The organism is Rhodococcus sp. JVH1 (genome assembly GCF_000280725.2).
Taxonomy (GTDB): domain Bacteria; phylum Actinomycetota; class Actinomycetes; order Mycobacteriales; family Mycobacteriaceae; genus Rhodococcus_F; species Rhodococcus_F jostii_A.
The window spans coordinates 6,474,746-6,497,902 of sequence record NZ_CP166289.1 but is presented as its reverse complement, the minus strand read 5'-3'; the positions used below and the strand labels follow the sequence as shown (position 1 = coordinate 6,497,902).

Here is a 23,157-nt window from a genome sequence, read left to right as displayed (position 1 = left end):
ACGTTCACGAGCCGTCGGGGTGTCACAGCCGTGCATCGGAGAAATATCGCGTGATGTCCCTCACAGATCTCCCGCGAAGTGACCGGTGAGTAGATCGCGTCCGTGCTGGACGAGGGCGGTGCGAGGACGTCCAAGAACCTGAGGAAAGCCTCATATTAATCGTTATCAATCTGTTACCACCTTGACGAAGTCCCAGGTTCATGCAGGTCTGCGCCCTCGAATCCGGGTCCGCGACCTGCGAAAGCGAACCTGTCGGACCCTCGCACGAATGTTCGAGTCCAGGAACAGCCGACAGCCATTCTCCGGGGGGAAGAAATGAGCACAGCCCACGTCCGCGCCTTACTCGATCACGTCGCCGCCGAACTGCCACCAGAGTCGTGGCCGCACTGGACGGAGGGCTGGCCGTGCGAGATCGAAGCCGGTCTGCTCGATGCCGCGTTCTCCGCCCGCGCCACGTACGGCACGCCCACCACGGGGGTCCGCGCCGTCATCACCCGCTGGCGCGATCACCGGGCCGCACCTCTCGACGACCTCACGGCGCTCGCCGCGCACGCCGCGCACGCCGACGAACCCGAAGGCCTCCTGGCCGTCCTGGACAACCGGCAGCGAGCACCGGGGAACTACACCACCAAGGCCGAGGCCGTCGCCTCGGCGGCACGCTCGCTCGCCGAGCTGGGCTGCACCACCTCGGCGGATCTCCGCGACGACGAGGCCCAGCGGAGCGCCCTCGTCGGGGTGCCCGGGTTCGGTCCCGCCACCTGGGAGTGCCTCGCCATGCAACTCGGCATCCGCACCGCCGACTCTCACCGCGTGGTGGGCGAGTTCCTCGGCGAGGCGCTCGACCTCGAAACACCCCCATCGACTGCAGACGCCGAACACCTCGTCGCCGAGGCAGCAGCGCGGCTCGGGATCACGCCCGCCACCTTCACCCACGCCGTCTGGCGGTACCAGCGCGCGCAGCGGCGGGTGGCGGGTGCGAGATGAAGTACACGCGAGAAGTGCTCGAGCAGGCGGTCGCAGAATCGACGAGCTACGCCGGCGTCATGCGCTACCTCGGCCTGAAACCCGCGGGTGGGACACACGCGCACCTGCGGCGCCGGATCAACACTCTCGGCATCGACACGTCACACTTCACGGGCCAGGCGCACACCAAGGGCAAGCGTGCCCGCAACCGAATGACGTGGCAGGAGATACTGATCCGTCGCCTGGCGGGCAGCAGGCGCGTCCAACCCCACCTCCTGAGAAGGGCTCTGATCGAGGCAGGAGTGCCGTACAAATGCGTCGCATGCGGCGTGCAGGACGAGTGGTGCGGACTCCCGCTGATCCTGCATGTCGACCACATACGGGGAGACCCATCGGACTCCCGCTTGCAGGAAGTTCGATTCCTGTGCCCCAACTGCCACAGCCAGACTCCATCGTGGGCCGGGCGAAAGAGCCTCGACCGGGGCCGGCGATCCGATTGACATGTGCTGCGGGGGGTGCCTTGTTCATGGCGTAGTCTGTGCTTCGCGCGCGAGTGGCGTAATTAGGCAGCCGCGTCAGGTTTAGGTCCTGGTGTCCGAAAGGACGTGGGGGTTCGAGTCCCCCCTCGCGCACTGCTCGGGTTCTTTGCCGATTTTTCGGCGGCCCTGTTTCGCTTAGATCGACGGCTCGTCGGGCGCCTGCGGCGGCTGTGACGGCCGCCATAGGCGCAACCTCTCCTAGCAGCGCATTCAGCGATTCAGGTACCGTCGTTACGTGTCCGGTAACCGTAAGCAACGCCGCCCCGCGCTGGTCCTGTTGGTGGTCGTCGGGGCTGTCGGGTGCCTCGCACTCGGCTGGTGGCAGTGGACACGTTTCGAAGCGGTCGGCGGGACTGGCCAGAACCTCGGATACGCGTTCCAGTGGCCACTGTTCGCGGCGTTCCTCGTCTACGCCTATCGGCGATTCGTGCAGCTCGAGGATGCCGAACCAGCTGACACCACCGACGTCCCGGATGCTCCCACCGAACTGCGGGAGATCCCGGCCGACGTCTTGCCCCCTCGCCCCTCGGTGGCCGAGGACGACGATCCGGACGACCTCGAGAGCCGGCAGATTTCGCAGTACAACCAGTACCTCGCCGAGCTGTCTGCTCGCGAGACCGATAGGAGCACCACGTGAGCACGGGCCAAGACGAATCGACTGCCGGTTCGGTCACAGACACCGCGAAGCAGAAGAAGATCGCCCCCGCGCTCCTGCGCTACCGCGTCCTCGCCTACGCCACCGGTGTGTGGCTGCTGGTCCTCACCGCAGAGATGGTGGCCAAGTACATCTTCAAGGTCGACAACCTGCCCAGCTGGATCGCCGTGGTGCACGGCTGGGTGTACTTCGTCTACCTGCTGGTGACGCTCGACCTGGCGGTCAAGGTGCGCTGGCCTGCGGGCCGGACGGTCGGGACGCTCCTCGCGGGCACCATTCCGTTCCTGTCGTTCTACGTGGAGCACCAGCGGACCAGGCAGGTCCGCCGCGACTTCGGTCTCTGATCGAACCGGTCGGCTCCCTCACATGATGACCGGCTGCCCGGTGATCATCGCGATCACGTAGGTCAGCCAGCCGAGCGGTGTCTGCGGCACCATCATCGGCGACATGCGAAACCTCCTCCCGTGAAGCGTAGCGAGGGTCACTGCCCGGTGAGCGCCGCCAGGGCGGGGACGAGTTGAACGAGCGCCCGCCCTCGGTGCGAGGACGCGTCCTTCTCCTCGGGTGACAGCTGGGCGGCCGAGCGGGTGTCTCCGTCGGGCACGAAGACCGGGTCGTAGCCGAATCCGCCGTCGCCGACCGGCTCGCGGGCGATGCTTCCCCGCCATTCGCCGCGGACCACCGATTCTTCGCCGCCGGGCACCACGAGCGCGCACGCCGAGACGAACGCCGCTCCCCGGCGGTCGTCGGGCACGTCACCGAGCTGAGCCAGGACCAGGGCGGTGTTCGCGGGATCGTTCCCGTGCGTGCCCGACCACCGGGCGGACAGGACTCCGGGCATGCCGTTCAGCGCATCGACTTCGATTCCGGAATCGTCTGCGACACAGGCCATTCCGGTTGCGGCGGCACCGTCGCGCGCTTTCGCCAGGGCGTTCTCCTCGAACGTCGCACCCGTTTCGGGGGCCTCGGGGTACTCGGGTACGGCATCGAGCCCGACCAGTTCGATCCCGTCGACACCGGCCGCCGCGAGCACCCGATGCAGTTCCCGGAGTTTCTTCGCGTTGCGGCTGGCCACCAGCACCCGTGTGGTTGGCACCGAGCTAGCCCCCGAACTTCTTCTTCGACGTCTCCGGGACCTTCGGCTCCGGAAGCGCACCGGGGTAGGGCAGTTCGAGCGCGGCCTTCTGGATCTCGAACAGCTGCTCGCACCCTGCGAGTGCGGAATCCAGCAGTTTGTCGAGCGTGCTCCGCGGGAACGTCGCGCCTTCGCCGGTGCCCTGGATCTCGACGAGGGTGCCCGTGTCGGTGGCCACCACGTTCATGTCGACCTCGGCGCGCGAGTCCTCCTCGTACGGCAGGTCGAGGCGCACACGGCCGTCGACGACGCCCACGCTCACCGCGGCGATGCCGCAGGAGATCGGCTGGGGGTCGGCGAGACGGCCGGCGGCGCGGAGGTAGGTCACCGCGTCGACGAGGGCCACATAGGCGCCGGTGATGGCTGCGGTGCGGGTTCCGCCGTCGGCCTGCAGCACGTCGCAGTCGAGGGCGATGGTGTTCTCACCGATGGCGGCGAGGTCGATGCAGGCGCGGAGGGAGCGTCCGACCAGCCTGCTGATCTCCTGGGTTCGTCCACCGACCTTGCCCTTGACGGACTCTCGGCCACTGCGGGTGTGGGTGGCGGCGGGCAGCATGGCGTATTCGGCCGTCAGCCAGCCGAGTCCGGAGCCCTGACGCCAACGGGGAACACCGTCCTCGACGCTGGCCGTGCACATCACCCTGGTGTTTCCGAATTCCACCAGCACCGATCCCGCGGGATGAGTGGTGAAGCCCCGGGTGATCTTGACCTCGCGGAGTTCGTCGTCCGCCCTACCGTCTTCTCGTGTGGTCACGGCAGAGAGCCTAGTCGCCCCCGTGCGGGGCGCGGGCACACGGCTTCAGACGGTGTAGACGCCGCCCGCGGACACCGCGTGCACGGGGCCGGAGAATTCGGCCTTGGCCTCGGCGATGACGTCTTCGCGGGACGTCCACGGCGGTATATGGGTGAGCAGCAGTTCGGCGACACCGGCGCGGTGTGCGACCTGACCGGCCTCGGTCCCCGACAGGTGGATCCCTTCGGGCCGGTCCGGGCTGTGCGTCCACGACGCCTCGGCGAGCAGTACGTCGGCCCCGCGGGCGAGGTCGATCACTTCTTCGCACATGCCGGTGTCGCCGGTGTAGACGAGGGTGCGCCCGGCGCCGTTGGTCAGCCGGAACCCGTACGCCTCGGGCGGGTGGTTTACCCGGCGCGCGGTGATGGTGAGGTCGCCGAACGTGACCGGTTCGCCGTCGGTCCAATGGTGCAGGTCGATCGTGTCGGAGATGTCGTCGATGTCGCCGCCGCACTCCGCGGACGCGACGCCGATCCGGCGGGCGGTGTCGGACGGGCCGTAGACGAGTGCGCGCCCCTTCGGCGGGTGCGGATGATAGCGACGCCAGACGAGCAGTCCGGGGAGGTCCAGGCAGTGGTCCGCGTGCAGGTGGCTGAGGAGGACGGAGACCTCGCCGGGATCGGCGAACCGCTGGAGCGCACCGAGGACACCGGGTCCGAAGTCGAGTACCAGCGGCGGTGTGTCCGGCGCGGTCAACAGATAACCCGATGCAGGTGAGTCTGGTCCGGAGACGCTCCCTGAACATCCCAGGACGGTAATGCGCATACCCGCCATGCTGCCACGGCGACCCGTTTCGGAAAAAGCTTCCGACGGAATTGGCGCGTCGACCTCACAACCGATGGGGAACTGTGACCTGATCGCAAGGCGTCGAGGGCCTGCGCCGACCGGGCTGGCCCGATCACCCGAACGATTGAGGCCCCACCGCTTTCCGGGCCCGCTGCCTCCTGGCGTCCGCGGAGAGGAGCCAGGCCGCGACGACTCCGCCGACGGCGCCGAACAAATGCCCCTGCCAGGACACACCGGGAGCGCTGGGCAGGACACCCCACAGCAGGCTGCCGTAGACGACGAACACCACCACGCCGACGAGGATCTGGCCGAGGCTGCGGGCGAAGATTCCCCGGACCAGCAGGTAGGCGAGCCAGCCGAAGATCAGGACGGAGGCGCCGATGTGGTTGGAATAGGATCCGCCGGTCAACCAGGTGCCCAGACCTCCGACCACCCAGACGATCCCGGTGGCGGCGAGGCCGCGGGCGATGCCCGACAGCAGCACGAGGAACCCGAGGACCAGCAGCGGGACGGTGTTCGCGAACAGATGCGCCCAGTCGTCGTGCAGGACCGGGGCGAACAGAATCCCCCACAGCCCGTCGATGGAGCGCGGCCCGACGCCGTTCTCTTCGAGTCGCTCGTCGGACGCCACGTCGACGATCTCGATGACGTACAGCAGCATCGTGAAGGTGCCGATGAGGATTGCGGACTGCAGCCACAGCGGTTTCGACTTCGAGGCGGGCGCCGGCTTCGCGCCACCCCTGGGCACCGGCGAGTCGAATCGCGAGGAGTCGAACGACGACGTCATGATCCACACACCCCTGTCGTCATGCCCACAACTGCCCTTCCAGTGCTTCTTCTGCTTCCTCGACCGTACCGCCGTATGCGCCGGTCGACAGATATTTCCATCCGCCGTCGGCGACGATGAACGCGATGTTCGCCGCGCGTTCGGCCTTGACGGCCTTTCGTGCGACCCCCAGCGCGGCGTGGAGGATCGCGCCGGTCGAGATGCCCGCGAAGATGCCTTCGTTGTCGATCAGTTGCCGGGTGCGGCGGACGGCGTCGGCGGGGCCGACGGAGAACCGCGAGGTGAGGACGGATTCGTCGTACAACTCGGGGACGAAGCCCTCGTCGATGTTGCGGAGGCCGTACACGAGTTCCCCGTAGCGGGGCTCGGCCGCCACGATCTCGATGCCGTCGACGTGTTCGCGGAGATAGCGCCCCACGCCCATCAGGGTGCCGGTGGTGCCGAGACCCGCGACGAAGTGGGTGATCTCGGGAAGGTCGCGCAGGATCTCGGGGCCTGTGGTCTCGTAGTGGGCCAGCGCATTCGCGGGATTGCCGTACTGGTACAGCATCACCCACTCGGGATGCTCCGCGGACAGCTCCTTGGCCACGGCCACAGCCTGATTCGATCCGCCGCGCGCGGGTGAGTCGATGATCTGCGCACCGAACATCGCCAGCAGTTGCCTGCGTTCCACGGACGTGTTCTCGGGCATCACGCAGATCAGCTGGTAGCCCTTGAGTTTCGCGGCCATCGCGAGCGAGATCCCGGTGTTCCCGCTGGTCGGCTCGAGGATCGTCGCCCCGGGCGTCAGGGTGCCGTCGTTCTCGGCCTGCTCGATCATGCGGAGGGCGGGCCGATCCTTCACCGAACCGGTGGGGTTGCGGTCTTCGAGCTTCGCCCACAGCCGGACCGGCGCTGTGCCGTTCCAGCTCGGCGACAGGCGGGGCAGCCCGACGAGGGGTGTGTCGCCGAGGGTGTCGATCAGCGAATCGAACCGCGCCACGGCCGCGATCAGCCTCCGGCGACGGCGGGCAGGATCGTCACGGAGTCCCCGTCGGCCACCTCTGTGTCGAGTCCGCCGGAGAATCGGACGTCCTCGTCGTTGACGTACACATTGACGAAGCGGTGCAGACGGCCGTCGTTGATCAGGCGGTCCTTGATGCCGCCGTAATTGCCGTCGAGATCGTCGATGACGGCGGAGAGTGTGGGACCTGTTGCCTCCACCCGCTTTTCACCGCCGGTGTGGGTACGCAGGATGGTGGGGATCGAAACTGTGACAGCCATGGTCGGCTCCTCGGGATGTGGGTGTCTTACCTGCCGCGGGCCCGTCGCGAGGGACGGCGCCGTCACTTGTCGGGGACGTCTGCCACGGACGTGTGGGCGAACTTGTAGCTTTGGACCACGTCGACGGGTTCCTCGGTGACGACACCGTCGACGATGCGGTAGCTGCGCAGTTCGTGGACGTCGGGGTCGCGGGTGGAGATCAGCACGTAGTGGGCGTCCGGTTCGGACGCGAAGGAGATGTCGGTCCGGCTCGGGTACGCCTCGGTGGCGGTGTGCGAGTGGTAGATCACGACGGGCACCTCGTCGGCGTCGTCCATCGCCCGCCACACCTTCAGTTGCTCACCCGAGTCGAATCGGTAGAACGTGGGCGAACGCTCGGCGTTGATCATCGGGATGTGCCGTTCGGGGCGGTCGGAGCCTTCCGGCCCGGCGATGACCCCGCATGCCTCGTCCGGGTGGTCGGCGCGCGCGTGCGCGACCATCGCCTCGACGAAGTCCGATCGAATCACCAGCACGTCATCTACCTCCGTGAGCGCCATCCTAGGTGCGCACCGGCGAGTCGGCCACCGACCGGCCGGTACCTCAGGAACGCAGTGCTGAAGGGAACAGGTCGCGGTAGGTGGGAATTCCCGCGACGGGGGTGGCGCTGAGGACGGCGTCGACGATGGCCTTCTCCACCACTTCGGCGGCCGCGGTGCAGACGGCGTCGACGACGGGCAGATCGGGCGGGAACGCGTCGGGCACTCCTGCCGGGTGGTGGACCGGGTGGATGCCGGTGGAGAGCGCGAAGATCGTGTCGCCGTCGAGCGGCGAATGCGCAGGCCGGATCGCGCGGGCCAGCCCGTCGTGACCGGCGACGGCGACGCGGCGTAGCGCCGCCTTGCCCAGGACGGCGTCGGTCGCGACGACGCCGATGGTCGTGTTGAGGACGGTGCTCTTGGCGATCAGTTCGCGCGCCGCCGACACCTCGGCGGCGACGGGGGGTCGGAGCCCGAAAGCGGCTGCACCCACGGTGGCGACACCCCAGGGCAGTCCGGTCGCCGGATCGAACACGGTTCCGACGGGATTGGCCACCATCAGCGCGGACACCGTGATGCCCTTCGCCGGACCGTCCGTGACGACGACGCTCGCCGTACCGACACCGCCTTTGATCGCGCCCGCCCGCGCCCCGACCCCGGCGCCCACCGAACCGGAGAGGACGGTGTGCGACGCAGAATCTGCTGCCCGGTAACCGAATTCGGCGGTGGGACGCGTGCGCCAGTCACCGACCGGCAGATCGAAGATCACGGCAGCGGGAACGATCGGGACCACCTGATCGGGTTCCCCCATGGCGATTCCGTGACCGTGCTCCTCGAGCCACCGCATGACGCCGTCGGCGGCGGCGAGTCCGTACGCGCTGCCGCCGGTCAGGACGATCGCGTGCACCTTCCGGACGCTGTGACTGGGGTCGAGGAGGTCGGTTTCCCGGGTGCCCGGTCCCCCGCCACGGACGTCGACCGCACCGGTCGCGCCGTGCGGCGCGAGGACCACGGTGCATCCGGTGGCGGCACCGCGTCCGAGCGCGGCGTCCGCGTCGAGTTCGTGGTGGTGCCCGACGCTCAGGCCCACCACATCGACGAGCGAATCGGTGCGGCCCGGCGTCGTGGCCGTCACGGTGCGAGCGCCTGAACGAGCGAGTCCTGCATCCAGGTCAGCCAGTGGTAGATGTCGAGGTGCGGTGCGCGGGGATCGGCGGGATCGAGTTCGTCCGGCGTGTCGGCGTCGATGCCCAGGTTGGTGCCCAGCGCCAGCCGCACGTCGTTGAGACCGCTGAGCCAGGCGTCGGCCTGCTCCGGCGTGAGCAGCACCTTGCCGCCGTTCTCCGGCACCGTGTGGAGAATGACCGAGCCCGCCGCCACTTTGGCGTCGATGATCTCCGGTTCGTGGAGTCCGCGCAGCGCACCGTTGATGTCGGCGTTCGATTCGGCCCGGATCTCGTCGTCGTCCGGCGCGTCCATGTCGGGACGGTGGAAGTCGGGCAGCAGCCGCGCGAGGACCTCCTCGTCGGGTGCCGTCGTATTGCCGGTCCGCATCCCGGTGAGCGCCGCGAGTTCGTCCTCCGGGGCGGACGCGGCCCGCTCCTCGAGAAGACCGAGGACGGAGGCGACCAGCGATCGCAGCACCGTGGCCTCGTGCGCGTCCATCTCCGAACGCAGCTTCACACCGCCGAGCGAGTTCTTCCTGCTCCACATCCGCACGTCGCGTACCGAGTTCCTTACTGTCCGAACGGAAAGTTAGCTGCCGTCGTGCTGCATCGTGGCCCACAGGCCGGCCGCGTGCAGCTTGCGTACATCGTTTTCGACCTTGTCCCGGGAGCCGCTCGACACCACGGCCTTCCCCTCGGAATGGACCTGCATCATCAATTCCGTGGCCTTGGCTTTGCTGTACCCGAAGAGCTTCTGGAAAATGTAGGTGACGTAGTGCATCAAATTCACCGGATCGTCCCACACGACGGTGACCCAGGGACGATCATTGGCTTCATCGATCTCGACGACCTCCGACTCTGCAGGGGTGACCTGCGGCGATGCCGGCATGGCATCCACGAATGGAGCTGTCGTCGAGCAATGAGCCATGACACCAGGGTACGACGCTCCTCCACTGGGCGACACCGCGGCTTACAGTGGCCGGGTGTCCAGAGACAGCACCGCCTTGTTCACCGACCAGTACGAGTTGACGATGCTGTCGGCGGCCCTCGCCGACGGTTCGGCCCACCGACGCTGCAGTTTCGAGGTGTTCGCCCGCCGGCTCCCCGACGGTCGCCGGTACGGAGTCGTCGGCGGCACCGCCCGTCTGATTGCCGCGCTGTCGAACTTCCGCTTCGGCGAGCCGGAACTCGCGATCGTGTCCCGCTTCCTCGACGAGGCGACCGTCGCTTGGCTACGTGACTATCGCTTCAGCGGGGACATCGACGGCTACCGCGAGGGCGACTTCTACTTTCCCGGCTCACCGATCCTCTCCGTCCGTGGAACGTTTGCCGAATGCGTCCTGCTCGAGACGCTGAGCCTGTCGATCCTCAACCACGACAGCGCGATCGCGTCCGCCGCCGCACGCATGGTCAGCGCTGCCGACGGACGCCCCATGATCGAGATGGGTTCGCGGCGCACCCACGAGGAATCCGCGGTGGCGGCCTCCCGCGCCGCCTACCTGGCGGGGTTCACGGCCACGTCGAATCTGGAGGCGGTCCGCAGGCACGGAGTGCCCGGTGCGGGTACCAGCGCGCACGCGTTCACCCTGTTGCACACCACTCCGGACGGGCCGGACGAGGCGGCGGCGTTCCGCGCGCAGGTCGCGGCACTCGGAGTCGGGACCACGCTTCTCGTCGACACGTACGACATCACCGACGGCGTCAAGACCGCCGTCGAGGTGGCGGGCCCCGAACTCGGAGGCGTCCGGATCGACTCCGGTGATCTGGGTGTCCTGGCGCGGCAGGTCCGCAGGCAACTCGACGACCTCGGTGCGACCGGGACGAAGATCGTCGTCTCCGGCGACCTCGACGAATACGCCATCGCCGCGTTGCGGGCCGAACCGGTCGACGTCTACGGCGTCGGCACGTCCGTCGTCGTCGGCTCCGGCGCGCCGACCGCCGGAATGGTCTACAAACTCGTCGAGGTGGACGGCATCCCCGTCGAGAAGAGGAGCAGCAACAAGGCGTCGCGGGGCGGCACCAAACGGGCGTTGCGGTTCGCCCGGGACACCGGAACCCTGGTGGAGGAGGTCGTGTACTCGGCCCACTCGGACGCACCCGGCTCGGCGGGTCTCGACGCGCAGGAACTGCTGGTCCCACTGGTGCGGGGCGGTGAGACCGTCTGCGACACGACTACCCTGGAGGACAGCAGATCCCTCTTGGCGGCGGGCCTCGTCAGCCTGCCCTGGGAGGGCCTGAAGCTCTCCCACGGCGAGCCCGCGATCCCGGTGCGCTTCGCCGAACCCGAGTCCAGGAGGGCACCATGACCGACATCGAGAACACCGACGCCCGGCGCGCACTGCTCGTGGTCGACGTCCAGAACGACTTCTGCGAGGGCGGCTCCCTCGCCGTCGACGGCGGTTCCGCGGTCGCGGCCGCGATCACCCGCTTCCTCGCCTCGAACGAGTACGACGCCGTCGCGGCCACCATCGACCACCACATCGACCCGGGCCACCATTTCTCCGACGAACCGGACTACGTCGACACGTGGCCGGTGCACTGCAAATCGGGAACGTCCGGCGCGGACTTCCACCCCGACCTCGACCTGACCGGCATCGAATCGGTGTTCTCCAAGGGCGAGTTCTCGGCGGCCTACTCGGGCTTCGAGGGCAGGAACGCCGACGGCCAGAGCCTGGAGAAATGGCTGCAGGCGGCCGGAGTCACCGAGGTCGACGTGGTAGGGATCGCCACCGATCACTGCGTGGTCGCGACGGCACTCGACGCCGTGGCCGCCGGGTTCCCGACGCGCGTCCACCTCCCCCTCACCGCCGGTGTCGCCCCCGCGACCGTCGAGGCCGCGATCACCGCGATGCGGGCCGCCGGGGTGCGCCTCGTGGGCCGCGACTCGGACACCCCCTCGGACCGCGTGACAATTTCTGACGTAGGTCCCGAGTAACCTGCTCGGGTGCCTGAAAACCTCCCCAACGTCCCCGAGCTGTTGCGCACGGCGGTGCGGTCGCTGGGCGGTGCCGAGCGGTCCAACCAGCTGACCATGGCTTCCGCCGTCGCGCATTCGATCGATACCGGGGAGCATCTGGCCGTCCAGGCCGGGACGGGCACCGGCAAGTCCCTCGCCTACCTGGTGCCGAGCGTCCGGCACGCGGTGCAGAGCGGGAAGACGGTCATCGTCTCGACGGCCACCATCGCACTGCAGCGTCAGCTGATCGACCGCGACATGCCGCGGCTCGCGGACGCGCTCGAGGATTCCCTCGGCCGGAGACCGCACTTCGCGATCCTCAAGGGCCGCAACAACTATCTGTGCATGAACAAGATCCACACCGGGTCCGCCGAAGAGCCTCCCACGGACGAGCTGTTCGACCCGTTCGCGGTGTCGCGGCTCGGACGGGAGGTCCAGCGCCTCACCGAGTGGTCCTCGGACACCGAGACCGGCGACCGCGACGACCTGACCCCCGGGGTCAGCGACAAGGCGTGGCGCCAGGTCAGCGTCACCGCCCGGGAATGCCTCGGCAAGTCCCGGTGCCCGGTCGGCGAGGACTGCTTCGCCGAGCGCGCCCGCACGGAGGCCTCGCAGGTCGACGTCGTGGTCACCAACCACGCCCTGCTCGCCATCGACGCCATCACCGGAATCGCGATCCTCCCCGAACACGATGTCGTGGTCATCGACGAGGCGCACGAACTGGTCGACCGGGTCACCAACGTCGCCACCGCGGAACTGGCGGCGTCGACGATCAGTGCCGCGGCGCGGCGCTGCGCGAAGCTCGTCGAGGAGCAGGACGCGGACCGTCTCGAGGCCGCGGGTGAGGGCTGGGCGGCACTGCTCGAGGAGCTGCGGCCGGAACGGTGGGAGGCGCTGCCGCCCGGCGCGGCCCCCGCGCTCGCCGCGGTCCGCGACGCCGCGTGGTCGCTGCGCACGGCCATCGGCCCGTCCCGTCCCGGTATGGCGTTGAGCGATCCGGAGGCCGCCGCGGCGCGCAACACCGCACTCGCGTCGGTCGAGGAGGTCCACGACAGCGCCGTCCGCGTTCTCAGCGCGTTCGACGAGCCGGATCCGGCCAAACGTCACGACGTGGTGTGGCTGGCCGCCGACGACAATCGCGGTTCGATCCGCCGGGTGGTGCGGATGGCGCCGCTGTCGGTCGGCGGGCTGCTGCGTTCCCGGCTGTTCGCCGAATCGACCGTGGTCCTGACGTCCGCCACGCTGACCGTGGGCGGGTCGTTCGACGGTCTGGCGGTCAACTGGGGACTTCCGGCCGAGTCGTCCGTCGTGATCGATCCGGCGATGGCCACCGGCTCCGAGGCACCGTCCGATTCGGGCACACTCAAATGGAACGCCCTCGACGTCGGGTCGCCGTTCGACCACGCCCGCGCCGGCATCATCTATATCGCGAAGCAGCTTCCGCCGCCGGGCCGGGACGGCCTCTCCCCCGCGTATCTCGACGAGATCGCCGAACTCGTCGAGGCGGCGGGCGGGCGCACACTGGGATTGTTCTCGTCGATGCGGGCCGCCAAGGCCGCGTCCGAGGCGATGCGCGACCGGCTCGACACCCCGATTCTGTGCCAGGGCGACGACTCGACGGGCGCCCTCGTCCGGGCATTCGCCGGCGACGAGCCGACATCGCTGTTCGGCACGCTGTCGCTGTGGCAGGGTGTCGACGTGCCGGGCCCGTCCCTGAGCCTCGTGATTCTCGACCGCATCCCCTTCCCCCGCCCCGACGACCCGTTGCTGGTCGCCCGGCAGAAGGCCGTCGAATCGCGCGGCGGAAACGGGTTCCTCTCCGTCGCAGCCAATCACGCGGCACTGCTGCTCGCCCAGGGTGTGGGACGTCTGCTGCGCAGCGTCGACGACAAGGGTGTGGTGGCCGTCCTCGATCCGCGGCTCGCCACCGCCCGCTACGCCGGGTATCTGCGGGCCTCGCTTCCACCGTTCTGGGAGACGTCCGATCCGGAAGTCGTGCGTAAGGCACTGGGGCGGATTCGCGATTCGCGCCCCTGAACCGCGGCCGCGCACTGAGTCGGACAGCGACGGGGTGCGCACCTATGCTCGACCGATGGAGCTTGCGATCTCAGTCCGCGGACTCACCAAGAAGTTCGGCGAAGTCCTCGCCCTCGACGGCCTCGATCTGGAGGTGAAGTCGGGCGAGGTGCATGGATTCCTCGGACCCAACGGCTCGGGCAAGTCCACCACCATCCGGGTGCTCCTCGGTCTCCTGCGCGCCGACGGCGGTTCGGCGTCCGTTCTCGGTTCCGATCCGTGGCAGGATTCCGTTCCCGTTCATCGGCGACTCGCCTACGTTCCGGGGGATGTGAACCTGTGGCCCAATCTGTCCGGTGGCGAGGCGATCGACCTTCTCGGGCGACTGCGCGGCGGACTCGATCCGGTCCGTCGTGCGTCGCTGATCGAGCGGTTCGAACTCGACCCCACCCGCAAGGGCCGCACCTATTCGAAAGGCAACCGGCAGAAGGTCGCTCTCGTGGCTGCACTCGCCGCCGACACCGAACTCCTCATCCTCGACGAGCCGACGTCGGGCCTGGACCCGTTGATGGAGGCGGTGTTTCAGGAGTGCATCACCGAATTCGCGCGCGGAGGACGCACGGTGCTGTTGTCCAGCCACATCCTCGCCGAGGTCGACGCGCTGTGCCACGCCGTCACCATCATTCGCGCGGGCAGGACCGTGCAGGCGGGAACGCTGTCCGAACTACGCCATTTCACCCGCACCACGGTGACGGCGACCACCCGGATCAAGCCCACCCCCATCGCGAATGTCCCGGGCGTGCACAACCTGCAGAAGGGTGAGGACGCGAACACGGTGACGTTCGACGTCGATTCCGATCAGATCGATCCGGTCATGACCACGCTGACGGGGCTGGGCATCGTCTCGATCACCGCCAACCCGCCGACGCTCGAGGACCTGTTCCTCCGCGAGTACCGCGACGAGGTCGAGGCACTCGGGATCGGACGGCCGCAGTGAGTCGATTGAGCGGAACGGGTGTGCTCGCCGAACTGGCGGTGCGCACCGACCGGGTCCGGATTCCGGTGTGGACGGTCGCGGTGGCGGGCCTCACCGTCCTGATCACGTCGAGTTACTCGACCATCTACCCGACCGCCGAATCACGGCAGGCCCGTGCCGAACTCATCTCGTCGCCGGCAGCCACGGCACTCGCCGGGCCGGGTTACGGCCTGGACGACTACACGCTCGGTGCGATGGTCGCCAACGAGATCGCCGGCATGACGATGGTGGCCGTCGCGATCATGTCGGTGCTGCTGGTGACGCGGCATCTGCGGACGGAGGAGGAGACCGGACGCACGGAACTGGTACGCGCCGGCGTCGTCGGGCGGTACGCGGGAATCACGGCGGGACTGATCTCCGCGGCGCTCGCAAACCTGTTCGTCGCGCTTCTGCTCGTCATCGGGCTGCTCGGTGCGGGTCTGCCTCCGGCGGGTTCGCTGAACATGTCCGCGGGTGTGCTGGTGGTGGGTCTGGTGTTCACCTCGCTGTCGGCGCTGGCGTCCCAGTTCACCGAACACGCCCGCACGGCAAGCGGTGTCGGGATCTCCGCGATCATCGTCGCGTACCTGCTGCGGGCGGTGGGCGACGTGCAGCAGGGACACAGCGGGAGCCTGCTGACGTGGGTGTCGCCGATCGGCTGGTCGCAGGCCACCCGCGCCTATGTCGACGAACGCTGGTGGCCGTTGCTGATCGGCATCGTCGCGGCGGCGCTGACCGTCGGGTGTGCGTATGCCGCCATCGGTCGCCGGGACGTCGGGGCGGGGCTGCTTCCGCCGCGGGGCGGGCGCGCCGAGGCGTCCCCCCGCCTGACCGGTGTCACCGCGCTGGCGGCGCGTCAGCAGCGCGGTCAGATCCTCGCCTGGGGTGTCGGTGTGTTCGCGCTGTCGCTGCCCATCGGTTCACTCGGCAGGCAGATCAGCGATTTCATCGACCAGGATCCCGATCTCGCACAGTTGCTGCCGGGTGGCGCCGCGGCGGCGGCCGACGGTGCGTTCGCCCTGTATCTGGTGTTCCTGGTGGTGATGGCGGCGATGTACGCCGTCGGTGCCGTCATATCCATCCGCTCCGAGGAATCGTCCGGTCGCGCCGAGGAGGCACTGGCCACCCCCGTGTCGCGGGCGTCGTGGCTCGGTGGCCAGCTGGCCGTGATCGCCGCTGCGGCGGTCGCGATCGCGGTGGCGGCGGGGGTCGGCATGGGGATCACCGCTGCATTCACGCTGTCCGATGCGGGGGCGCTCGGCCGGTTGATCGGCGCGGCCCTGAATACCGTGCCTGCCGTGCTGGTGATCGTCGGTTCGTGCGCGGCCGTCTACGGCCTGAGCCCCCGCGCGCTGCCGGCGTTGTGGGCATTCCTGGGTTACGTGCTCGTCGCCGGAATGTTCGCGGAAGTCCTCCCCGACCAGTTCGGGGTGCTCTCCCCCTTCCACTACACACCCGCCCTGCCTGCCGAGAATTTCTCGGCCACTCCCCTCGCGGTTCTGCTGCTTCTCGCAGCCGCCCTGTTCCTCGCCGCCGTCACCGGATTCCAGCGCCGGGACATCGGCCGGTGACGGCTCGGTAGCGCCGGTCAGGGATTCGGCGCCGTCACCAGACCCAGCTCGGACGGGGCCACGAGCAACCGGTGGTGCGGAAGGACCCGCACCGTGTATCCGACCGACCCAGACAGCGGCAGGGCCAGGTCGGCGACGAACAGTTCCCCCGACTCGTCCGATGCGGAGTGGGTCATCGGGACCGTGACGATGTCGGTGAGCTCCTCGTCCGGTCCGGCCTTCCCGATCACGGCCTGCACGGTGACGTCCGAGACGGACAGTTCGCCGAGGCGGATGCGGGCGCGCAGCACCAGGTTGGCCCCGATCTCGGGAGTGTCGGGCAGTCCGGCGCCGTCGACCTGCAGGACCGCCACCGCCGGCCAGGCGGCCTCGACACGGCGACGGAACGCGGCGAGTTCGCGGGCCCCGGCGTAATTCTCTTCCGCCACCGTCCGGGCCGCTTCGGCTGCGGGCGCGTAGTACTGGACGGCGTAGTCGCGCACCATCCGCGACGCGAGCACCTTGGGTCCGAGATTCTGCAATGTGTGACGGACCATCTCCACCCAGCGCACCGGCAGGCCGTCCGCACGGTCGTAGAACCTCGGCAGGACGGCGCGTTCGAGCAGTTCGTACAGTGCGCTGGCCTCGAGATCGTCGCGCCGTGTCTCGTCGACAACGCCGTCCGCGGTCGGGATGGCCCAGCCGTTCTCGCCGTCGAACATCTCGTCCCACCAGCCGTCACGGATCGACAGGTTCAGTCCGCCGTTGAGGGCGGACTTCATCCCCGACGTGCCGCACGCCTCGAGCGGGCGCAGCGGGTTGTTGAGCCACACGTCGCAACCCCAGTAGAGGTACCGCGCCATCGACATGTCGTAGTCGGGCAGGAAGGTGATGCGGTGCCGGACGTCGGCGGCGTCGGCGAACCGCACGACCTGCTGGATGAGGGCCTTCCCGCCGTCGTCCGCGGGGTGACTCTTCCCGGCGACCACCAGCTGCACGGGCCGCTTCTCGTCGAGGAGCAGGGCCCGGAGCCGCCCGGGGTCGCGGAGCATCAGCGTCAATCGCTTGTAGGTGGGCACCCGCCGGGCGAAGCCGACGGTGAGCACGTTCGGGTCGAACACCTCGTCCGTCCAGCCGAGTTCGGCGGACGTCGCACCGCGTTCGATCCAGGATGCGCGTACCCGGCGGCGCACCTCCTCGACCAGTTTCCCGCGCAACGCGTTGCGGGTCGACCACAGTTCCTCGGCGGACAGGTCCTGCAGCCGCTCCCAGCCGCGGGCTTCCTCCACCAGTTCGGGGCCCAGGATGCGGGTGGCGAGATCGATCCATTCGGGTGCGGCCCAGGTGGGCGCGTGGACACCGTTGGTCACCGAGCCGATCGGTACCTCTTCGGCGTCGAATCCCTGCCACAGCGGCTGGAACATCTCGCGGCTGACGATGCCGTGCAGCTTGGACACGCCGTTGGCCCGTTGCCCGAGCCGCAGGCCCATGTGGGCCATGTTGAACACCGACGGATCCGATTCGCGGCCGAGTCCGAGGATCCGGTCGATCGTCAGCCCCGGCAGCAGGGAGGATTCGTTCGCACCGTTGTCGCCGCCGAAGTAGTGCCGCACGAGGTCGGCAGGGAACCGGTCGATTCCCGCGGGCACCGGGGTGTGGGTGGTGAAGACCGTGCCTGCCCGGACCGTGGCCAGTGCCTCGTCGAAGTCGAGCCCGCCGGTGGTGACCAGTTCACGGATCCGCTCGATGCCGAGGAAACCCGCATGCCCCTCGTTCATGTGGAAGACGGCGGGGTCGGGCAGGCCGTAGGCGTGGGTGTAGGCGCGCACGGCCCGGACACCGCCGATGCCGGCGAGGATCTCCTGTTTGATGCGGTGGTCCTGGTCGCCGCCGTACAGACGGTCGGTGACGCCCCGCATCTCGGCGTCGTTCTCCGCGATGTCGGAGTCGAGCAGCAGCAGCGGGACGCGTCCCACCTGGGCGATCCACACGCGGGCGCGCAGAACCCGGCCCCCGGGGATCGCGACGTGGACGAGGACGGGTGCCCCACCCGAGGACTGCGGCCCGGACTCGGTGAGCAGACGCAGCGGCAGGCCCTGCGGGTCGTGCGGCGGGTAGTGCTCGGCCTGCCAGCCGTCCGCGGTCAGCGACTGCCGGAAGTAACCCGAGCGGTACAGCAGGCCGACACCGATCAGCGGCAGGCCCAGATCGGACGCCGCCTTCAGGTGGTCGCCCGCGAGAATTCCGAGTCCACCGGAGTAGTTGGGCAGCACTTCGCTGACCCCGAACTCCATTGAGAAATACGCGATCCCACCGTCGAGCGACACTCCCTTGGCCTGCTGGTTCTGATACCAGCGGGGCCGGGACAGGTAGTCGTCGAGGTCGGCGGCCGCGGCGTCGAGCCGGGCCAGGAACGCGACGTCCTCGGCCAGTTCGTCGAGGCGGGCGGGATCGACCTCACCGAGCATGCGGACCGGGTCGAACTGCACCTGCCGCCACAGTTCCGCGTCCAGCAATCCGAACAGTTCCTGCGTCGCCGGATGCCACGACCAGCGAAGATTGGTGGACAGCGGACCGAGGGCAGCGAGCCGCTCCGGAAGGTGGGCTCGGACAGTGAACCGACGCAAGGCTTTCACCTCGCGAACGATAACGCACTACGGGCGTCGTTGCGCCGTGTCGGGGCGGGTAGACGTCAGATCTCCAATACGGACAGGAACCGGTCGACTCCATTACGGTTGAACGGGCGGCCCAGCCCACGAGCCGCCGGCAACTTCCGGCTATGGAACGGAGCCCAGCGTGACAGGTCGACTCGGTATCGACGACGTGGAACCGAACATCGGGTGCGGCCGGTACCCCGCCAAGGCCGTTGTGGGTGAGGTGTTTCCCGTCCGGGCAACCGTGTGGCGTGAAGGTCACGACGCCGTGGCCGCCACGCTCGCGGTGCGGGGACCGCGCAGTGCCGCGTCGGGCGGCTCGGCGACCTTCCGCATTCCGATGACCGGCGGTCCGGTACCCGACACCGTCGACGGTTCCTTCACCCCGACCGGCGAGGGTGTCTGGACGTTCCGGATCGAGGCCTGGAGCGATCCGGTCACCACGTGGAAGCACGCGGTCGAAGCCAAGCTGGCGGTGGGGCAGGGGCCGGCCGAACTGGCCAACGACCTCGAGATCGGTGCGCGGTTGTTCGAGCGTGCCGCGAAGGGCGTGCCCCGCGCGGACCGCTCGCGGCTGGCGGGGGTCGCGGCGTCGCTGCGTTCCGACCATCACCTCTCCGAACGTGTGGCCCCGGCGTTCGGGTCGGACGTCACCGAACTGCTGCGCGCACATCCGCTGCGCGATCTCGTCACGAAGAGCGAACCGCACACCGTGCTCGTCGATCGCACGCGTGCACTGTTCGGGTCGTGGTACGAGTTCTTCCCGAGGTCCACGGGCGGCTGGGACGAGAACGGCAAGCCCCGGCACGGCACGTTCGCCACGTCCGTGGCCGCACTTCCGCGCATCGCGTCGATGGGATTCGACGTGGTGTACCTCCCACCGATCCACCCGGTCGGCAAGATCAACCGGAAGGGCCCCAACAACACGCTGACCCCTGGCCCCGACGACGTCGGTTCGCCGTGGGCCATCGGCTCGGACGAGGGTGGCCACGACGCGATTCATCCCCAACTCGGGACGATGCGTGATTTCAAGGCGTTCATCGCTGCCGCCGAGAAGCTGCACATGGAGGTGGCGATCGACCTGGCCCTGCAGGCCGCACCCGACCATCCGTGGGCGAAGAAGCACCCCGAATGGTTCACCGTCCTCCCCGACGGCACCATCGCCTACGCCGAGAACCCGCCGAAGAAGTACCAGGACATCTACCCGGTCAACTTCGACGACGACCGCGACGGCATCTACGCGGAGGTCCTGCGGGTCGTCCGGCACTGGGTTGCGGCGGGCGTCAAGATCTTCCGGGTCGACAACCCGCACACCAAGCCGCCGGACTTCTGGGAGTGGCTGATCGCCGAGGTCAAGAAGTCGGATCCGGACGTCCTGTTCCTGTCCGAGGCGTTCACCCGTCCTGCACGGTTGTACGGTCTCGCCCGCCGCGGTTTCACCCAGTCCTACACGTATTTCACGTGGCGGACGGACAAGTGGGAGCTGACGGAGTTCGGCAAGGAGATCGCCGCCAAGGCCGACGAGGCGCGCCCCAACCTCTTCGTCAACACCCCGGACATCCTTCACGAGAGCCTGCAGACCGGGGGCCCGGGAATGTTCGCCCTGCGCGCCGCGCTGGCGGCGACACTGTCCCCCACGTGGGGGGTGTACTCGGGATACGAACTGTACGAACACGTTCCGGTGCGACCGGGCAGTGAGGAATACCTCGACTCGGAGAAGTATCAGCTGCGCCCCCGCGATTTCGAGGGCGCCGCCGCGCGCGGCGAGTCCCTCGAACCGTGGATCACGGCGCTCAACCGGATCCGCAGGCAGCATCCGGCGCTGCAGCAGTTGCGCAACATCCATTTCCACCACGTCGACAACGACGCCCTGATCGCCTATTCCAAGTTCGACGCCACCACCGGGGATGCCGTGTTGACGGTGATCAACCTCAACCCGTACGGCGCCGAGCAGGGCAACGTGTGGCTGGACATGCCCGCGCTGGGCCGCGACTGGCACGACCACCTGACCGTGCTCGACGAGGTCACCGGGGAGCAGTATCACTGGGGGCAGACCAACTTCGTGCGCCTGGAACCCTGGCGTTCGGTGGCCCATATCCTGGCATTACCGTCGATCCCCTATCCGGCCAGAACGAAGCTGGCCTACCGCGGAGGTACATAGTGACCGTCGAACCGCCTGTCGCCATCGCACCGGACGCCGCCGACCTCGACCTGCTGTCCCGGGGTGAGCACCACAACCCGCACTCGATCCTGGGCGCGCACCCGCACCCCGACGGCACGGTGATCCGCGCACTGCGCCCCCACGCCGAGGCCGTCGACGCCGTCATCGGGGGGACGAGCTTCTCGCTGGAGCACCTCGCGCACGGTGTGTGGGGGGCACTCGTCCCGTACCGGGATCTGATGGACTACCGGCTGTCCACGACGTGGCCGGGTGGCCACAACGACGTCTCCGCCGACGGGTACCGGTTCCTGCCCACGCTGGGGGAACTCGACCTGCACCTGTTCGGTGAGGGCAGGCACGAGCGGCTGTGGGAGATCCTCGGCGCGCACCGCCGCCGCTACGACACCCCCGACGGCACCGTCACCGGCACCTCGTTCGCCGTGTGGGCTCCCAATGCCCGCGGAGTGAGTGTGATCGGCGATTTCGACGGGTGGAGTGGGCGGAACTACCCGATGCGGGTGCTCGGCTCCACCGGGGTGTGGGAGTTGTTCGTTCCCGGTATCGAGGTCGGCGACCTGTACAAGTTCCGGGTCCACGGCCCCGACGGCAGTGTGCGCGACAAGGCCGATCCCATGGCCTTCGCGACCGAGGTCCCGCCCGCCACCGCGTCCCGGGTGTCGGTCAGCACGTACGAATGGAACGACGCCGAGTGGCTGGCGCAGCGCGCGGCCACCGAGCCGGCGCAGTCCCCGATGAGCGTGTACGAGGTCCACCTCGCTTCGTGGCGGCCCGGGCTGAACTACCGCGAGATGGCTGAACAACTCGCTGTCCACCTCACCGAGACGGGATTCACGCACGTCGAGCTGCTGCCGGTCGCCGAGCACCCGTTCGGCGGTTCGTGGGGGTACCAGGTCACGTCGTACTACGCGCCCACCTCACGATTCGGTTCCCCCGACGACTTCCGGTGGTTCGTCGACCATCTGCACGCCGCCGGCATCGGGGTCATCGTCGACTGGGTTCCCGCGCACTTCCCCAAGGACGAGTGGGCGCTGGCACGTTTCGACGGCACACCGCTCTACGAGCACAGCGACCCCCAGCGCGGCGAGCAGCTCGACTGGGGAACGTATGTGTTCGATTTCGGGCGGCGCGAGGTGCGCAACTTCCTCGTCGCGAACGCGCTGTACTGGCTCGACGAGTTCCACGTGGACGGTCTGCGCGTGGACGCGGTCGCGTCGATGCTGTACCTCGACTACTCGCGGCCGGAGGGCGGTTGGACGCCGAACATCCACGGCGGCAGGGAGAACCTCGAGGCCGTCGCCTTCCTGCAGGAGACCAACGCCACGGTCCACAAGCAGCACCGCGGGGTCGTCACCATCGCCGAGGAGTCGACGGCGTGGCCGGGTGTCACCCGCGCGACCAACGTCGGCGGTCTCGGTTTCAACATGAAATGGAACATGGGGTGGATGCACGACACCCTCGGTTTCATGGCGCACGATCCCGTCCACCGCAGCTATCACCATCACGAGATCACGTTCTCCCTGATGTACGCGTGGAGCGAGAACTATCTGCTGCCCATCAGCCACGACGAGGTGGTGCACGGCAAGGGCACGCTGTGGACGCGGATGCCCGGCGACGACTACGCGAAGGCCGCCGGTGTTCGTGCCCTGCTGGCGTACATGTGGTCGCACCCCGGCAAGCAACTGCTGTTCATGGGTCAGGAATTCGGACAGACCGCGGAATGGTCCGAGGAGCGCGGACTCGACTGGTACCAGCTCGACGACCCGTACACGGGCGGCTTCCACCGCGGTCTGCTCCGGCTCGTCCACGACCTTAACGCCACCTACCGCGAACACCCGGCGTTGTGGACTCTCGACACGTCTCCGGGCGGGTTCTCCTGGATCGACGCCAACGACACCGCGAACAACGTCCTGAGCTTCCTGCGTTACGGCACCGACGGGTCGATCCTGGCGTGCCTGTTCAATTTCTCGGGTTCCCCGCACGCGAATTATCGTGTGGGCTTGCCAGAACGGGGCGAATGGCGTGAAATTCTCAACACCGACGCCGAGATCTACGCGGGATCGGGTTGGGGAAATCTCGGTGCGGTGACGGCAACTTCGCAGCCGTGGCACGGCCGTCCCGCCTCTGCCGAGGTGGCACTGCCCGCGAACGGCGCGATCTGGATGAGTCTGGAGCGTTGATG

General features: G+C 68.5%; 22 protein-coding genes and 1 tRNA gene. 12 read left to right on the top strand and 11 right to left on the bottom strand.

From position 1 onward, the window contains the following. Positions 1 to 315 precede the first annotated feature (315 nt). The 5 genes from JVH1_RS30215 to JVH1_RS30195 all read left to right on the top strand — a co-directional run bounded on the left by JVH1_RS30215 (position 316) and on the right by JVH1_RS30195 (position 2,501). On the top strand, positions 316 to 984 hold the full coding sequence (locus JVH1_RS30215; RefSeq protein WP_009474126.1) for a hypothetical protein: 669 nt from the start codon (positions 316 to 318) through the stop codon (positions 982 to 984). Beyond that, on the top strand, positions 981 to 1,463 hold the full coding sequence (locus JVH1_RS30210) for an HNH endonuclease (protein ID WP_009474127.1): 483 nt from the start codon (positions 981 to 983) through the stop codon (positions 1,461 to 1,463). Before JVH1_RS30215 ends, JVH1_RS30210 begins: the two co-directional genes overlap by 4 nt. Positions 1,464 to 1,510: 47 nt before the next feature. Beyond that, a tRNA-Leu gene (locus JVH1_RS30205) sits at positions 1,511 to 1,595 on the top strand. A 142-nt stretch (positions 1,596 to 1,737) separates the two neighbouring features. Beyond that, the gene (locus JVH1_RS30200) at positions 1,738 to 2,139 is read left to right on the top strand and encodes a hypothetical protein (protein WP_009474128.1); all 402 of its coding nucleotides are present in this window, start codon (positions 1,738 to 1,740) and stop codon (positions 2,137 to 2,139) included. After that, positions 2,136 to 2,501 carry a DUF3817 domain-containing protein gene (locus JVH1_RS30195; protein WP_009474129.1) on the top strand — a complete coding sequence of 122 codons (366 nt, stop codon included), beginning with the start codon at positions 2,136 to 2,138 and terminating at the stop codon, positions 2,499 to 2,501. The genes JVH1_RS30200 and JVH1_RS30195 overlap by 4 nt, the downstream gene beginning before the upstream one ends. 137 nt (positions 2,502 to 2,638) lie before the next feature. On the opposite strand, the gene rdgB is transcribed toward JVH1_RS30195, so the two are convergent. The 10 genes from rdgB to clpS all read right to left on the bottom strand — a co-directional run bounded on the left by rdgB (position 2,639) and on the right by clpS (position 9,533). Further along, positions 2,639 to 3,253 carry an RdgB/HAM1 family non-canonical purine NTP pyrophosphatase gene (gene rdgB / locus JVH1_RS30190; protein ID WP_043778422.1) on the bottom strand — a complete coding sequence of 205 codons (615 nt, stop codon included), beginning with the start codon at positions 3,251 to 3,253 and terminating at the stop codon, positions 2,639 to 2,641. Positions 3,254 to 3,257: 4 nt separating this feature from the next. Further along, positions 3,258 to 4,046 carry a ribonuclease PH gene (gene rph / locus JVH1_RS30185; protein WP_007296580.1) on the bottom strand — a complete coding sequence of 263 codons (789 nt, stop codon included), beginning with the start codon at positions 4,044 to 4,046 and terminating at the stop codon, positions 3,258 to 3,260. Between the two features lie 45 nt (positions 4,047 to 4,091). Continuing rightward, on the bottom strand, positions 4,092 to 4,850 hold the full coding sequence (locus JVH1_RS30180; RefSeq protein ID WP_167540927.1) for a cyclic nucleotide-degrading phosphodiesterase: 759 nt from the start codon (positions 4,848 to 4,850) through the stop codon (positions 4,092 to 4,094). A 133-nt stretch (positions 4,851 to 4,983) separates the two neighbouring features. After that, positions 4,984 to 5,658 (bottom strand): rhomboid family intramembrane serine protease, encoded by a 675-nt coding sequence (locus tag JVH1_RS30175; RefSeq protein ID WP_043778457.1) that lies wholly within the window; start codon positions 5,656 to 5,658, stop codon positions 4,984 to 4,986. Between the two features lie 19 nt (positions 5,659 to 5,677). Next, positions 5,678 to 6,640, bottom strand: a complete 963-nt coding sequence (locus tag JVH1_RS30170) for a PLP-dependent cysteine synthase family protein (RefSeq protein WP_009474134.1) — start codon at positions 6,638 to 6,640, stop codon at positions 5,678 to 5,680. Between the two features lie 8 nt (positions 6,641 to 6,648). Next, a complete protein-coding gene (locus JVH1_RS30165) occupies positions 6,649 to 6,921 on the bottom strand; it encodes a MoaD family protein (RefSeq protein WP_009474135.1) in 273 nt (90 codons plus the stop codon). A 62-nt stretch (positions 6,922 to 6,983) separates the two neighbouring features. After that, positions 6,984 to 7,460 carry a M67 family metallopeptidase gene (locus JVH1_RS30160; protein WP_085998398.1) on the bottom strand — a complete coding sequence of 159 codons (477 nt, stop codon included), beginning with the start codon at positions 7,458 to 7,460 and terminating at the stop codon, positions 6,984 to 6,986. Positions 7,461 to 7,503: 43 nt separating this feature from the next. After that, positions 7,504 to 8,574: a P1 family peptidase gene (locus JVH1_RS30155; RefSeq protein WP_009474137.1), complete on the bottom strand. Its 1,071-nt coding sequence runs from the start codon at positions 8,572 to 8,574 to the stop codon at positions 7,504 to 7,506. Beyond that, entirely contained in the window at positions 8,571 to 9,158 is a 588-nt protein-coding gene (locus JVH1_RS30150; RefSeq protein ID WP_009474138.1) for a DUF2017 domain-containing protein, read from the bottom strand. Before JVH1_RS30150 ends, JVH1_RS30155 begins: the two co-directional genes overlap by 4 nt. 36 nt (positions 9,159 to 9,194) lie before the next feature. After that, entirely contained in the window at positions 9,195 to 9,533 is a 339-nt protein-coding gene (clpS, locus tag JVH1_RS30145; RefSeq protein WP_011594453.1) for an ATP-dependent Clp protease adapter ClpS, read from the bottom strand. Here clpS and JVH1_RS30140 point away from each other — a divergent pair. Genes JVH1_RS30140 through JVH1_RS30120 form a run of 5 tightly spaced genes read left to right on the top strand, consistent with a single transcriptional unit; the run spans position 9,532 to position 16,163 of the window. Continuing rightward, complete coding sequence (locus JVH1_RS30140) at positions 9,532 to 10,911, top strand: nicotinate phosphoribosyltransferase (protein WP_009474140.1); 1,380 nt, start codon at positions 9,532 to 9,534, stop codon at positions 10,909 to 10,911. The two genes, clpS and JVH1_RS30140, sit on opposite strands and share 2 nt — an antisense overlap. Continuing rightward, positions 10,908 to 11,540, top strand: coding sequence for an isochorismatase family protein (locus JVH1_RS30135; RefSeq protein ID WP_009474141.1), 633 nt, complete (start codon positions 10,908 to 10,910; stop codon positions 11,538 to 11,540). The genes JVH1_RS30140 and JVH1_RS30135 overlap by 4 nt, the downstream gene beginning before the upstream one ends. Positions 11,541 to 11,549: 9 nt before the next feature. Further along, positions 11,550 to 13,598 carry an ATP-dependent DNA helicase gene (locus JVH1_RS30130; RefSeq protein ID WP_009474142.1) on the top strand — a complete coding sequence of 683 codons (2,049 nt, stop codon included), beginning with the start codon at positions 11,550 to 11,552 and terminating at the stop codon, positions 13,596 to 13,598. A 55-nt stretch (positions 13,599 to 13,653) separates the two neighbouring features. After that, positions 13,654 to 14,574, top strand: coding sequence for an ABC transporter ATP-binding protein (locus tag JVH1_RS30125; protein ID WP_009474143.1), 921 nt, complete (start codon positions 13,654 to 13,656; stop codon positions 14,572 to 14,574). Then, entirely contained in the window at positions 14,571 to 16,163 is a 1,593-nt protein-coding gene (locus JVH1_RS30120; RefSeq protein ID WP_157173955.1) for an ABC transporter permease, read from the top strand. The genes JVH1_RS30125 and JVH1_RS30120 overlap by 4 nt, the downstream gene beginning before the upstream one ends. 17 nt (positions 16,164 to 16,180) lie before the next feature. Here the strand turns inward: JVH1_RS30120 and glgP are convergent, their stop codons facing one another. Beyond that, positions 16,181 to 18,778 carry an alpha-glucan family phosphorylase gene (gene glgP / locus JVH1_RS30115; RefSeq protein WP_043778428.1) on the bottom strand — a complete coding sequence of 866 codons (2,598 nt, stop codon included), beginning with the start codon at positions 18,776 to 18,778 and terminating at the stop codon, positions 16,181 to 16,183. Positions 18,779 to 18,938: 160 nt separating this feature from the next. On the opposite strand from glgP, the gene JVH1_RS30110 reads away from it, so the two are divergent. Together JVH1_RS30110 and glgB are read left to right on the top strand one after the other, a co-directional pair. Next, positions 18,939 to 20,957 carry an alpha-1,4-glucan--maltose-1-phosphate maltosyltransferase gene (locus JVH1_RS30110; protein ID WP_009474146.1) on the top strand — a complete coding sequence of 673 codons (2,019 nt, stop codon included), beginning with the start codon at positions 18,939 to 18,941 and terminating at the stop codon, positions 20,955 to 20,957. Further along, the gene (glgB, locus tag JVH1_RS30105) at positions 20,957 to 23,155 is read left to right on the top strand and encodes a 1,4-alpha-glucan branching protein GlgB (protein ID WP_009474147.1); all 2,199 of its coding nucleotides are present in this window, start codon (positions 20,957 to 20,959) and stop codon (positions 23,153 to 23,155) included. Before JVH1_RS30110 ends, glgB begins: the two co-directional genes overlap by 1 nt. Positions 23,156 to 23,157 lie beyond the last annotated feature (2 nt).

Excerpts from the sequence above, each read along its gene's own strand:
- JVH1_RS30160 (WP_085998398.1), bottom strand. The coding sequence starts at position 7,460 with ATGGCGCTCACGGAGGTAGATGACGTGCTGGTGATTCGATCGGACTTC.
- JVH1_RS30175 (WP_043778457.1), bottom strand. The coding sequence starts at position 5,658 with ATGACGTCGTCGTTCGACTCCTCGCGATTCGACTCGCCGGTGCCCAGG.
- JVH1_RS30215 (WP_009474126.1), top strand. The coding sequence starts at position 316 with ATGAGCACAGCCCACGTCCGCGCCTTACTCGATCACGTCGCCGCCGAA.
- clpS (WP_011594453.1), bottom strand. The coding sequence starts at position 9,533 with ATGGCTCATTGCTCGACGACAGCTCCATTCGTGGATGCCATGCCGGCA.
- JVH1_RS30140 (WP_009474140.1), top strand. The coding sequence starts at position 9,532 with ATGACACCAGGGTACGACGCTCCTCCACTGGGCGACACCGCGGCTTAC.
- JVH1_RS30165 (WP_009474135.1), bottom strand. The coding sequence starts at position 6,921 with ATGGCTGTCACAGTTTCGATCCCCACCATCCTGCGTACCCACACCGGC.
- JVH1_RS30125 (WP_009474143.1), top strand. The coding sequence starts at position 13,654 with ATGGAGCTTGCGATCTCAGTCCGCGGACTCACCAAGAAGTTCGGCGAA.
- JVH1_RS30210 (WP_009474127.1), top strand. The coding sequence starts at position 981 with ATGAAGTACACGCGAGAAGTGCTCGAGCAGGCGGTCGCAGAATCGACG.
- JVH1_RS30180 (WP_167540927.1), bottom strand. The coding sequence starts at position 4,850 with ATGCGCATTACCGTCCTGGGATGTTCAGGGAGCGTCTCCGGACCAGAC.
- JVH1_RS30135 (WP_009474141.1), top strand. The coding sequence starts at position 10,908 with ATGACCGACATCGAGAACACCGACGCCCGGCGCGCACTGCTCGTGGTC.